This window comes from Nostoc foliaceum FACHB-393 (genome assembly GCF_014698505.1).
GTDB classification, from domain to species: Bacteria; Cyanobacteriota; Cyanobacteriia; order Cyanobacteriales; family Nostocaceae; genus Nostoc; species Nostoc foliaceum_A.
Genome location: NZ_JACJTD010000011.1, coordinates 159075 through 171686, shown reverse-complemented (window position 1 = coordinate 171686; position 12612 = coordinate 159075). Strand labels below are relative to the sequence as shown.

Annotated in this window: 10 protein-coding genes, 1 tRNA gene and 1 pseudogene; 1 reads left to right on the top strand and 11 read right to left on the bottom strand. The window is 43.7% G+C overall.

From position 1 onward, the window contains the following. From H6G92_RS12160 to H6G92_RS12125, 8 genes and pseudogenes are all read right to left on the bottom strand, one after another. Window positions 1-199 (bottom strand): annotated as a pseudogene (locus H6G92_RS12160) (RNA-guided endonuclease TnpB family protein); the annotation flags it as partial. A gap of 151 nt (window positions 200-350) precedes the next feature. Then, on the bottom strand, window positions 351-989 hold the full coding sequence (locus tag H6G92_RS12155; RefSeq protein ID WP_190893936.1) for a HesA/MoeB/ThiF family protein: 639 nt from the start codon (window positions 987-989) through the stop codon (window positions 351-353). A gap of 19 nt (window positions 990-1008) precedes the next feature. Further along, complete coding sequence (locus H6G92_RS12150; RefSeq protein ID WP_190893935.1) at window positions 1009-1842, bottom strand: hypothetical protein; 834 nt, start codon at window positions 1840-1842, stop codon at window positions 1009-1011. Window positions 1843-2259: 417 nt separating this feature from the next. After that, window positions 2260-3693, bottom strand: a complete 1434-nt coding sequence (locus H6G92_RS12145; RefSeq protein WP_190893934.1) for a vWA domain-containing protein — start codon at window positions 3691-3693, stop codon at window positions 2260-2262. Window positions 3694-3919: 226 nt separating this feature from the next. Beyond that, entirely contained in the window at window positions 3920-4099 is a 180-nt protein-coding gene (locus H6G92_RS12140; protein WP_199344787.1) for a hypothetical protein, read from the bottom strand. A 117-nt stretch (window positions 4100-4216) separates the two neighbouring features. Beyond that, window positions 4217-4286: transfer RNA gene (locus H6G92_RS12135), tRNA-Phe, on the bottom strand. Between the two features lie 32 nt (window positions 4287-4318). Continuing rightward, window positions 4319-5065 carry a hypothetical protein gene (locus H6G92_RS12130; RefSeq protein WP_190893933.1) on the bottom strand — a complete coding sequence of 249 codons (747 nt, stop codon included), beginning with the start codon at window positions 5063-5065 and terminating at the stop codon, window positions 4319-4321. A 457-nt stretch (window positions 5066-5522) separates the two neighbouring features. After that, a complete protein-coding gene (locus H6G92_RS12125; RefSeq protein ID WP_015132106.1) occupies window positions 5523-5723 on the bottom strand; it encodes a hypothetical protein in 201 nt (66 codons plus the stop codon). An 86-nt stretch (window positions 5724-5809) separates the two neighbouring features. Here H6G92_RS12125 and H6G92_RS12120 point away from each other — a divergent pair, with 86 nt between their 5' ends. Beyond that, window positions 5810-5971, top strand: coding sequence for a hypothetical protein (locus H6G92_RS12120; protein ID WP_190893932.1), 162 nt, complete (start codon window positions 5810-5812; stop codon window positions 5969-5971). Window positions 5972-6542: 571 nt separating this feature from the next. Here H6G92_RS12120 and H6G92_RS12115 read toward each other — a convergent pair. From H6G92_RS12115 to H6G92_RS12105, 3 genes are all read right to left on the bottom strand, one after another. Next, a complete protein-coding gene (locus H6G92_RS12115) occupies window positions 6543-8039 on the bottom strand; it encodes an aldehyde dehydrogenase family protein (protein WP_190893931.1) in 1497 nt (498 codons plus the stop codon). A 113-nt stretch (window positions 8040-8152) separates the two neighbouring features. Beyond that, window positions 8153-8875: a cyclase family protein gene (locus H6G92_RS12110; RefSeq protein WP_190893930.1), complete on the bottom strand. Its 723-nt coding sequence runs from the start codon at window positions 8873-8875 to the stop codon at window positions 8153-8155. A gap of 311 nt (window positions 8876-9186) precedes the next feature. Further along, window positions 9187-12453: a PAS domain S-box protein gene (locus H6G92_RS12105; RefSeq protein ID WP_190893947.1), complete on the bottom strand. Its 3267-nt coding sequence runs from the start codon at window positions 12451-12453 to the stop codon at window positions 9187-9189. Between the last annotated feature and the right edge of the window lie 159 nt (window positions 12454-12612).

Sequence of the window (12612 nt, the reverse complement as noted above, 5' to 3'; positions counted from 1 at the left end):
TCGAGTTGAGGTTATTAGCAAAGGGGAAGTCAGAAGCGAGAACAGCACAATAAGCGCTCAACTCGTACTTCCCAATTCCCTTGTTATCCATCCAGTAGCGAAGACAAGAATTACGGATAAAACGAGCAGTCCGAATTGCTTCATCAAGCTTTTCGTATTGCTCGTTACTACCCTTAAGTTTTGCTTCAAATACAAGCATAGTTACGCTGCTATACCTAGCGTAATTATATCATAAATATGAGCAAAAATCACGAAAAAGCCGTGCTAGAAGCACAGGGCTTTAGACCCAATCTTTCAGTAAATCCTGATAGGCGATATCTGCGACAAGCTGCTAAGAGCGTCTACGCAATCTACAAAAACAGAGATTGAATAGTCAGATCCTTCTGGGTAATGGTGAAGTTACGCTGTTCTAATGTGGCAATAAATGAAACGATCGCTTCACACGCCACAGCTACGGTTAACATTACTAAGTTTCGTGCCAGGGGATAATCACAGACATCATCATTAACCTCGGAAGGAACGCGATAAAGGTCATTCCAAATCACTTCTGCATAATCAGCCGATAGCCCAGCATGAAGACAAGGAATGCTTAATTTTTCAGCATGATCTTTCACTGCTTGACGTGCCACGCTATTGTCAAAGACATCGATAATTAGCTGGCTGTCTTTGAGTAGTTGAGTTGTATTTGCTGGTGTCAACTCCTTTGTTTTGGCATCAACTTTAGTACCAATTGCTCGATATAAATTGTTTGCCAAGATTTTTGCCTTAAACGCTCCAACATCAGAACGGTAGTAAGGCTGAGTTGAAAGGTTACGCTCCTCAATGCGATCACGATCTATCACTGTAAGTTTATCAAAACCAGACCGAGCTAAGTTTTCCGCAATGTTAGCTCCTAATGCTCCAGCGCCACAAATTGTTATAGGATAATTTTTTAGCTTTGCCATCACAGCATTGCTGCGGTAAAGCTGTTCGTGAAAAAAGATACTCATAATAATTCGTAATTCGCAATTAATACTCTTGGTGTTCGATTACACCTACTAAGGATTGCAAATCAAAATCGCGATCGCGTCCACTCAGACAAATCCCAGAACTGACAACAGTCAAATCAGTTTTAGCGATCGCACTACTATGGCGAACACCATCAGCAGTTGTCCAATCGACTGTCCAGTAATCATTGCGATCGTGGAATTGATTTAATTCACCGCCACCCATCTGCAATGCCTTTTTCAATCGCTTTTCATCCTGTTGGGGTTGAGTAAATCCCTCAATGCGCTGTGTTGCTAATTCATACACTGTGCGGATTTCTGGAGTAATGCCTTTAAACTGTAGTTCTTCAGCAGGAATGAGTTGCTTAACAGCAGATTGCAGAGTTTCAGAAATCGCCGGATCGGTACGGCGATCTACTTCCTCGAACCAGCAAGACTGTCCATTCCAACGGGCAATAATTTGCTCAAAGGTAACGCCCTCGGTAACTAAGTGGACTGCGATCGGCTTAACTACCTTTAAACGTTGACGCATATCTACTTCATTTACAGGATATGCTAACCAAGTTTGTTTCCGCAGTTGGTGTGCTAACCGCAGTCGTATTTGGGAAAAGTGTTGCAGGTATTCTGCAATTTGGGGTAAGTCTGCTTCTTCTACAATCGTTGCTGTCTTCTCATCCACAGCCTGAAAGATGCCCCAACCTTCAAATTTACTAGGCTTTGGCGTGAATGTGTAGATCATCCCGGCTACCCGTGTGCGAACTCGTCCACCTTTGACACAGGGCGCGAGAAATTGGGTGGTATATAACTGTGCTTCTGCGATCGCAATTTGGTTGATTAGCTTAAATATGTTAGTCATAACTAATACCAATTTTCAAAAAGAAGGCTACCAATGCAACCCTATAAAATCTGACTTTCTTAATTACGAATTACGAATTAATAAAATTCTGCGTGCAAGTTGGTGGAGCATTGCGTGTTCTCAGTTACTAGAGGGACTCCGCTGGTGAGTTGTTACCCACTCTTTCAAGGATGGCTACTTTTAAGCCTACCTCCCAGGTTCTTTGTACTCCCCGTTCACACACGCCCACTGTTTCGTGATAAAAATGGATACCCATTACCTGAAATACACCAAATGTTCAAAAATCTTTAACTAAGCTTTAGAACTTACACATTGTACAAATTTGCCATCATTGTGAATAACAATCTTTCGTCATTTTTTGATGGTGTTACTGTATCAGGATGCGTTAGAAGTAACTATGACGCACCCTGATCTACTCTACTTATCCTCTCTTACAGGCAACGGCATATCCAAAATCTCCATCAGCAAATCCAGACGAGAGGGACGCGTCAAGAGTGGGACGATGTTCGGCAAACTGTAGTAGTCACCCGCGAAAGTGAACGTATCTACAGGTGCTTGCTGCTGCTTCAATTGACTCTCCACCCAGTTGTAATGAGTACCTACACGGACAATCACCACATTGGGCATTATCGCCAACTCCCGGCAGTAGTTCTTGTAAACTTCACCGAAGTAAGGAGCCGCATTTTCGCCCTCGTCCGTCACCAAAATTATCTGGTCAACTACCTGCTTCTTCTTCCGCATTGCTTCCAATGCACAACCGATACTAGTACCACCGCCTGCTTTGATGTGCTGGAAGGCACGCTCCCAGTCGCTCAACTCCTTGCCCTTTGCTGTAACAGCGTAAGGAATGGTGTCGAAGGCATAGACAAACAGTTCTGCCTTAGTGATACCAGAGATTAGGGCAGCGAGTTGCAAACCCGTCGCGATCGCATTTTCCATTGAACCAGACTTGTCTACCAATAAAGCAGTTGGACGAGCGATCGCACCACGCCGTTTCACCTGTTCGTTTGTCACCTTTTCCAGTTGGGCAACGGTGTCTGCGTCAAAATCTTCTGCATCTGTGGCAATCTGTGCTTTGAATGCTGAGACACGCCCACTCTTAGAAGCTGCTTCCAGCTTGGAATCAATCAGCTTTTTCACTTGTGGGTGATCCATTGCACCTCTAGTCTGGAGAGACTTGAGGTTGTTGATCGCTTCTTGTGGAGACATGCTGTTGATTAACGCCACCAAGACAACTGGTGTAAGTTGCTTGATTGCACCAACTGCGATCGTATAGGGAATTTTGAACTCCACAATCAGCCGTGCCTGTTCTGCGGCATTTTCAGCCTTAGCAAGCTGCTTCAGCACATTTGCTAAGGAACCCTCTGGAGGAGTATCGCGGAATAGAATCGCATTTGCCCGCTCATTTGGCTTGATGTGCAGCGAAGCATATAAGTGCTTCATTGCCTTACGACCTCGCAAAGCGGCGCGATCGAACAGAGCCGGATTGCTCTCTCGTGTCTTCAAGTAACGCCGTACCGCAGTGCGAGCGGAACGAGGCAGTTTATTCTGCTGCTGCTTCATGAAGTCCACTACACGAGCTACCTGATAGGGTGGAAACTCTTGCAGCATCATAAATCCAGCATCTCGGTGTTCAGTCAAATTGCTAGTTAACAAATGAGCAATAAACACCTCCTTGTGGTCGCGGACATCACCATGACGCTGATACCAAACTGCTAGGTGTCCGTAGAAGATGGGATCGAGTTCAACAATTAACTGATGAATTTCTGCGACTTGCTCAAGCTTGCGATGAGGAGTTGTGAGCAAACTGTTGAGCATTTCCAAACGCAGGTCACGTTCTGCGGTATTCATTATGAACCTCCTCTAGTTGTGATGGATGAGGAGGCAGATGTTGCACGCGAGGTGATATCACCGCGCAAGTTGTAGAAGCATTGTGTATAACTTGTGCAGAGTTATGTAAGCTTCTGCGATCGGGGCGCGGCAACAACTGCCAATTAGAAATTTGATGTAAAGTATCGAAATCGTTGGTACTACTCCCTAAAAGTAGTAGCTGCGTAAGCTGCCATCATATCTGCCGCTATTGCGACAGCAGTTTTTGAAAGCAGCGACCAGAACCACAAAGACAAAGGTCATTGTTACCCAGCTTTTCTTCTAGTTCCTTGTCGCCATGAACAAGGCGATCGCCACGTTTAACAGCTTTTTCAGATGGGTAGCCACGACGACGTTTGCTCGATGGTTCAAAAGCAGAATTCGTCAATTTCTTTAAAATAAATCTTCAGGCTCGATGTTGAAATAATTAATCTTCTTCATCGTTCTCACCTCCATATTCAAATGAAATAAGATCACCTCGTGCAAGTCGAAAAAGCTGTTGATTCACACACGGGATTTGAACCCGTAATCGCTTGAGCTTCAGTCAAGTGCCTGTACCATTCGGCTAGTATGTAAGCTTATCCAGTTAGGGCACGAAGTGAACATTTTAGATTTTAGAAAGTTGATTTAAAATAAATCGAATTTCTTTCTTTTTACACTGTTGTTTCCTAACAGCGTAAATTATTCGACCTCTATACACTGCGGCAGAACGATGAATTATACCTTTGACAACATCCGTCACATAATGAGTTGGTGGCGGTGGAAAATCTTCAAAGGTAATTAAATACCAAATCTCGTTTAGCTTCTGATATTGATGATAATTATCAATGATGACAATATCAGTTTGTTCCTGCTTTTGCTTCTGCTTTCGAGGTATTTTCTCGGCTGCACAAAGAATTCCAGTTTCAGGATGGATATAGAAGCGATCGCGATGGTTTGCATCTAGCTGAATTCGATGTCCTTGATAAGGCTTGCTATAGAAACCACCATCAATTATTTCCACATGCCGTTCAACGTAGTCCCACACATGATCGATAACATGCTGTCCTGCCATTGTGCTGGGATCTAGTCGTTGACAAAGTTGGCTGTAAACGTCATTCCAAGGCTGTCCAACTTGCGATGCCTGCGGCGGGCTACGCCTACGCAAAAACCGACGCAATGGGCCGAGATGATCTGAAAGATACTTAGATTTATTTATTGGTTTAATCAGGTAGGGATTCAACAATCCATCCTGAATTGCATCCTGGGTGATTTTGTATAATTGCTTCTTAAAGCCAGTCACCTTTTTGAGGCTAATTCTCCTCCCACCGCGAGGACGCTCAATCACAATCTCGCTCAAACGATGTTCGCTCATATCTCACGTTGTTTAAATGCAGTTGTACTAATTGAGTTGTTATTAAACATGAGTTAGCTAACATCATTGAACTCACCTCTGTATTGAGTAAAGGTTATAGATAAATACGATTTAAATAATTGAAATCCCGCACAAGTTAGTAAAGCAGTTTTCACAATTGCCTATCCCAATTTGGCTCCGCTCCCATAAAAGGGAGCGACAGGAATCGTTCGCATAGCGTTCCCGCAGGGTACCTGCGATCCGTTGCCGAATAGTGTGTGTAGGCTTCACAAGTTAGGGAGCGGAATAAAACTATACATTTAGTAGAAATGAAGTAAAGGTTTAGGTTTATGTTTTACACTTTCTTACCTTCTCCTTGGAAAGTGCTAAGTTATAAGTTCAGGGTAAATAATTAAAAGTGATGAGTCAAAGAAACTAATTTATTCAAAACTCCTAACTCCTAACTCCCAACTCCTATCTAACCATAGACAGCTTCAGGGCGGATGATCAAATCACCACTAGGACGGCGATCAATTACATAGGCCGAGAGGCGATCGCTATTCACATCTAAATGCCGAGCAACGCGCTCCTTCACCGCTACATCATTCATCCCTGCTGCAATTCCCAATTGTGTTTTTGGGACATCAACAGAACGTCCTTCAAATCGAATATGAACCATTGCAATCACCTCTTGTTTTAATTACGAATTACGAATTACGAATTCGTATTAGTGGATCTGATCGGGATTGAACCGATACCCTCCCTGTGAGAGTTACACTCACACCTCATGCAAGTCGAAAAAGCTGTGGTAACACCGCAGGAATTGAACCTACACTTATCGTTTTAGAGACGATCGCTCTACCATTGAGCAAGTATGTAAGCTTTTTCTGTCAGGGCACAAGTGATATCCGGGATCTCTACCATTAGAGCTACAGACCCAAGCCTCTACACAACTTCAACCGCAGTCAAGTCTAGTGGAGCCGTCGGGAATCGTAGGCTTTGCCTTCCCGTAGGGTACCCGAATCCTGCAACCGTCCGTTTGTTGGTTTCGGAGCAGTCGAACCCCAATCGCGGCCCCAAACAGTTGCATCTATGCAATTGTCAAGCTTCTGAGAGCTTTTAGTTTTGCCTTTGAGGAGGCTTTTCTTTTCATAATACAAATGTAATACAAGCTCTACATAATGTCAAGGGGATACTACAAATTTTGTAGTCCAATGCGTGTTATTTAGATTCTCTCTTCTAAAAGGCTTACTCCCCTTCCTTTGTAGGGAAGGGGCTGGGGGTTAGAGGTTGTTTGAAAAGTAGTTGGCTGTAATTTTAGGCACTTATTGATCCCCCCTAACCTCCCTTAAAAAGGGGGGAACCGGAATCAAAGTCCCCCTTAAAAAGGGGGATTTAGGAGGATCTAGAACGTTTTGTTACCATGAAGAGGACTTTTCAAACATCCTCTTAGGTCTTTTTTAATAGTCTCTCAACTGAAAATCGCTGTATTGCGAAATTAACTACGGTTATCTATCTGAGCGCGTTGCAAACTTCCAGAGAAGTCAACATAAACACTTTTCCATTCTGTGAAAACATCCAAAGCAGTAGTTCCAGCTTCGCGGTGTCCGTTACCTGTTTGTTTTACACCACCAAATGGCAAGTGTACCTCTGCGCCGATAGTGGGGCCGTTAATATAGGTGATACCTGCTTCGATGTCGCGCATGGCAGTAAAAGCCCGGTTGATATCGCGGGTGTAAACTGAAGAAGAAAGACCGTAATTGCTATCGTTGAGAATTGCGATCGCTTCCTCAAAGGATCTAACCTCAATCAATGCCACTACTGGCCCAAATATCTCTTCACGGGCAACTCGCATATCAGAAGTTACATCATCCAAAATAGTTGGTTGAAAGAAGTAACCGTTTTTCAGTGAGCCTTCACTGGCAATTTCTCCACCAATTAAAACCTTTGCTCCTTCTTCACGGGCGATATCCAAATACTGGCTTACTTGTTGGAGTTGTTTTTCATTGACAATCGGCCCAATATCTGTATTAGGTTCAGTGCCAGCACCCAAGCGTAATTTGCTGGTACGCTCATAAAGCATGGCAGTAAATTTTTCTTTAATATCACGATGCAAAATCAGGCGACTAGTAGCCGTACACCGTTGACCGGTTGTCCCAAATGCTCCCCACACTGCACCATCTAAGGCAAGTTCTAAATCGGCATCTTCCATCACCACTTGAGCATTTTTACCACCCATTTCCAGACAGACACGTTTATGAGTGCGTCCGCAAGTAGCGCCGACAAAAGCGCCTGTTTCTGAAGAACCAGTAAAGGATACCAAATCTATATTGGGATGCTCAACTAAAGCTTTCCCCGCCTCCTCTCCCACACCATGCACCAAGTTGATTACTCCTGGTGGTAAACCTGCTTGTTGGAAAATTTCAATCAATTTAGTCGCACAGGCGGAGGTATCTTCGGCAGGTTTGAGAATAACTGTATTGCCACACACCAAGGCTGGCATAGCTTTCCAGCAAGGAATTGCCACTGGGAAATTCCAGGGAGTGATTAAGGCACAAACTCCTATGGGCATTCGCATAGTCATGGCGAATTTATTGGACATTTCCGACGGTGTGGTTTGCCCGAATAGTCGCCGTCCTTCGCCAGCAGTGTAAAAGGCGCAATCAATACCTTCTTGCACATCTCCTCTGGCTTCTGTCAGGGGTTTACCCATTTCCCGACTGATTAACTGGGCAAGTTCTTCTTTATGCTGGAGTAATATTTCCCCGACGCGAAAGATGTATTCTGCCCTAGCTGGGGCCGGGACTGTGCGCCAACTGTGGTAGGCTTTGCGGGCGGCGGCTACTGCTGTATCTACATCATTAACCTGGGAACGGGGGAATGTGGCTACGACTTCGGTTTTGTCAGCAGGGTTGCGGCTTTCTAAAGTTGCTTCCCCTATAGCACTCAACCATTGACCGTCTATATAATTGCGGCAAGATAGCGGAGTTGTCATCTTGAAAATCTCCGGCTGATGATCCACTGGAACTTGTGTATTAAGTTTGCTTGCTTTCTAGGTTATCCTCAACTTTAAGAAATTGGCGTGAGAACCAAATATCGATATAAAAATTAAGGCACTAAAGCCAATACACCCACAGGAGAACCAGAACCACCACGCAATCTCAGAACTGCGATCGCTAGAGTAGTACCTTTAGGTGGCAACTGATCCAAATTGGTGAGATTTTCTAAAACAATACGCGGTTTTTCCAATACTAGGCGATTAGTAGCAAAACTATTATCCTGTCCGGGGTCTACACCGTGAGTATCAATTCCTACCCCAGCAATTTGCCGTTCATTCAGTAAAAACTGAGTTGCATCGCTGCCAAAACCTGGAAAGTGGGCAATTCCTTGAGAATCCTGATTTAGGAACGCACTTTTATCAAACCACTTTTTTTGCCAACCAGTATTCAGTATAACTACGCAGCCAGGAGAAATCTCACCGTATTGGTCTTCCCAAGCCACAACATCAGCGATCGTCAGCGCATAATCAGAATTAACAGCTGTGGCTTGGCGAATATCTATGACTACCGCAGGTACAACCAGAGATTGGGCGGGGTATTGGTCAATTCCCATACTATAGCTATGAAAGCTGTTAGGGGCGTTAATATGGGTAGCGCTATGTTCCCCCAAGGAGAAACGCCGCAGGTAATAGCCATCATTATTTAGTTCAGCCACAGTTTCAAATTCTACTGGAGGGTCGCCAGACCATTGGGGAATATCTATGTCAATTACATGACTTAGGTGGATAACGCGTGTGTAGGTGATACTATTTTGACTTTGGGGTTGTATCATCCCAGCCTTCTACTTGATTATTTGTACTCAAAGATTTTTTCAAAGGTGCCGCAGCTACAACCGTGGTAGACATCGCCTAGGTTGGGCTACGCCTACGCAAGGATAGTAATACCATTACAACGTTTTTCAATCAATTGAACTGCAACATTCCTACTCCTAATTCCCTATGATAGAAGAAATAATCCCCCCAATTCCCTTAAATTTCAGGTTGTTGGGGGGAATTCAAATGTTGCAGCAAAAAGTGAATTAATCTTTAGTTAACAACCAATAGGTTAACCTTTGATTAAGCTTAGATTAAGGTTATGTGATGTCTACGTTGAAGGTTGCTCGTGTAGTGGAATCATAATCACAAACTCGGCACCTTCTCCTGGTACTGAAATACATTGGATTTGCCCGCCGTGTTTTTTGACAACAATTTGGTAGCTAATTGATAAACCCATGCCCGTGCCTTTACCAACGGGTTTCGTAGTAAAGAAGGGGTCAAATAGGCGTTTGCGTACTTCCTCAGTCATACCTGGGCCATTGTCGGCAATGCTAATGATTACACGGTCTTCTTGGATAAGGGTGCGAATGCGGATCTGGGGAGAAGTCATTTGTTTAGAGTTGTTTACTAATGGCATAGGCGCTTCACCTTCCCGCAAGGTATGACTAATGACAAATGACTCTTCAATTGCATCGATCGCATTTGTCAAAAGATTCATAAACACCTGATTCATCTGTCCAGCGTGACATACTACTGGTGGTAGGTTGCCGTAGTCTCGGATTACTTGGATTTCGGAATGTCCTGATTTGGCTTTCAGGCGATTTTGCAACAGCAGCAAGGTGCTATCAATACCTTCATGAATATCTACTGCCTTTGTGCCGTCTTCATCAAGGCGAGAGAAATTGCGTAAAGATAAAACAATCTGCCGAATGCGTTCGGCTCCCATGTTCATAGAATCCAGGATTTTGGGCAAATCTTGCTTGAGAAAGTCTAAATCAATGGCGTAGATTTGTTGGTGAATCTCTGGTGTTGGTGGACAGTAGCTTTGTTGATAAAGGTCTACCAAGTGCAGCAAATCCTTGGTATATTCACGGGCATGGCTAATATTGCCGTAAATAAAATTGACGGGATTATTGATTTCGTGGGCAATACCTGCAACTAATTGTCCCAAACTGGACATTTTTTCAGTTTGAATCAGTTGTGCTTGGGTTTGTTGAAGTTCTAGCAATGCTGCTTCTAGCTGTTGGGCTTTGTCTTGGGCAGTTTGGGCGGCGATACGACTTTGGGTGTAAAGTTTGGCTTGGTCAATGGCGATCGCTAGTTGAACTGTAACTGCTTGTAGTAATTCTACTTCGTTGTCCAACCAAGGACGGAAGCCACTACAAGAACCACAGCTAAATGTGCCTATTTCGCCAGATTGGGTGTGTACGGGTAGCGACATAAAGGCAGTGAAACCGAAATTCTGCAAAAACAACTGTCCTATGGAATCGCCCACAGTCTCTACATCATTAATGCGGATGATTTCTCTATTTAAGGTTTTGGCTGCGATTAGTTCGATTTCTGCATTAATTGCTTCTTGGTGGTTAAGGAGACAGGGTAAAAAGGAACTTTTCGCCTCATATACTTTATCCCAGTAGGGAACCTCAGCGTCTTGCCGATACCAAAAGAAGGCGCAGCGATCGATTTGAAATAAGTTACGGATCTCCTGCACTGCGGTTTCCACAATGTAATTGAGATCCAAAGAAGCTCGAATCTGGTTAGAAAGACGATTGAGTAGGGCTTCCCGTTGGGCGCTTTCTCTGAGTGCAACTTCTGTTTGTTTGCGCTTGATACCAATGGCAATTTCCTGGGCGGCAAATTCCAGTGCTGTGAAAGTTGATTCTGTCACTGTTTGGCGGGTAAACATGGCTATCACCCCTACAGTTTCATCTTCAACAATCAGAGGATAGCCAGCGAAGGCGACCATACCCTCTTGCTGTGCCCACTCTTTGTTACCCACGCGGGGATCTGTCTGCACAGAGTTAGTTAGGTGGGGTTTGCCCTCTTCGGCAATTAAACCAATTTTGAATTGACCAACTGGCACACGTTTATGGGGCCCATTAATGTGGGTGTACATCCCAGAACTGACTTGCAACTCCAATACGTTGTCTTTTTTGTTCAGCGTCCAGATGCGAGCAAAGGCTGCATCAAGATGTTCAACTAAAGCGTCAGTGCAGCGGCGCATCATGTTTTCTAAGCTGTCACTCTGGGTAAGGGCCGCGTCTATATCGGCACGAAAATGTGCTAAACGCGCTCGTTCTGCTAAAGCTTCCTCTGCTTGTTTGCGGTCAGTAGTGTCATAGCAAATACCAACGAAGTTTAAAACATTACCATTGCCGTCTCTAATAGCAGATGAGTTGCTTGTATGCCATCGCCAACTACCATTTTTGTGTTTGACTCGATATTCAATTGCGTCTTGTTTATCGTTTGTCGTCAAAATTCTTTGAAAATAATCTGCACAGATATGCACATCATCGGGATGTACAAAGGGAATAAAGGATTTGCCTTCAACCTCCGCAATCTCATGCCCAAAAATTTCAGTCCAGTTAGGAGAAACGTAGGAAAATATCCCCTCAAGTGTCAGCGCAAAAATAATGTTATTGGCGTTTTCGACAATGCTGCGAAACTTGGTATCGCTTTCTATGAATGCTGCTTGTCCTTTGTGGCTGGTGTCACTGACAAGAACTATGATTTGCTGTTCTGGTAATGGTAATAACCTAGCTTCAAAATTATTCTTTCCTTCTGGGAGCGGTAAGGTATATTCAAAACTGACTTCATATTGAGTTTCAAGTACTTGAGTTATTGCTTGCTGGAAGCGATCGCTTATAGCAGTCGGTAGGCATTCTCGCAAACTCTTGCCCTGACAATCTCCTGGTAGAATATACAGGTTATCTATCTTTCCTGGCTTGTAATCCAGAATATTCCCATCAATATTAATACGTAAGTATAAATCAGGAAGCAGTTGCAAAATGGCTGCAAATTCTGATGTTTTGTGGTGTAACTGTGCTTCAACTGCTTGGCGTTTTGTAGTTTCAGCTTGTAGTTGCTTTAGTGCTTTTGCTAATTCTGCCGCCTGTTTTTGTTCTGTAATTTCATGCAGACAACAAGAGGAATTTGTCGATGTCAAGCAGCTTTCTCTCAGGGGAGGTCGAACTTCTGTTATGTCCACACAATAACCGATGTAACCAACAAAGTTACCATCTGCCGAGAATCTTGGCGCTGCTGTATCTAAAATCCAGCGATATTTTCCATCAGCCCGACGCAGACGATATTGCCTCTGGAATGATTCATGTGCCACGAATGCTCTCAGGTATATATCTTCACATCGCTGCCTATCTTCTGGATGGACGCTGCAAGTCCAGATATTGCCTATCTCTTCTCCTAGCGCAGATGCAGACGCGCCTGTTGTTAAATATGTTCCAGTAAATTCCAGCCAATTTGAATTTAAGTAACAGTAAAGTGCATTGCATCCAGCCATCCAAATCATCAGAGGAGCAGTATCCGCCTGCTGACAAAATACTTTTTCATCCTGTTGTATTTCTTCCTCTTCGACCATGATTTGGTTAATGTAGCTCTGCACCTTTTTAGAAAACACTTTTGCCTGCCTGCTCTGCCTAATTTATTAAGGGAATAGTCTGAAAATAAAATTTGTTAATAAATGTATATAATTTCATGTCAACTTGCTATTGATCTTAATACTTTATTTATTTTTATA

Excerpts from the sequence above, each read along its gene's own strand:
- H6G92_RS12155 (WP_190893936.1), bottom strand. The coding sequence starts at position 989 with ATGAGTATCTTTTTTCACGAACAGCTTTACCGCAGCAATGCTGTGATG.
- H6G92_RS12150 (WP_190893935.1), bottom strand. The coding sequence starts at position 1,842 with ATGACTAACATATTTAAGCTAATCAACCAAATTGCGATCGCAGAAGCA.
- H6G92_RS12145 (WP_190893934.1), bottom strand. The coding sequence starts at position 3,693 with ATGAATACCGCAGAACGTGACCTGCGTTTGGAAATGCTCAACAGTTTG.
- H6G92_RS12130 (WP_190893933.1), bottom strand. The coding sequence starts at position 5,065 with ATGAGCGAACATCGTTTGAGCGAGATTGTGATTGAGCGTCCTCGCGGT.
- H6G92_RS12125 (WP_015132106.1), bottom strand. The coding sequence starts at position 5,723 with ATGGTTCATATTCGATTTGAAGGACGTTCTGTTGATGTCCCAAAAACA.
- H6G92_RS12115 (WP_190893931.1), bottom strand. The coding sequence starts at position 8,039 with ATGACAACTCCGCTATCTTGCCGCAATTATATAGACGGTCAATGGTTG.
- H6G92_RS12110 (WP_190893930.1), bottom strand. The coding sequence starts at position 8,875 with ATGATACAACCCCAAAGTCAAAATAGTATCACCTACACACGCGTTATC.
- H6G92_RS12105 (WP_190893947.1), bottom strand. The coding sequence starts at position 12,453 with ATGGTCGAAGAGGAAGAAATACAACAGGATGAAAAAGTATTTTGTCAG.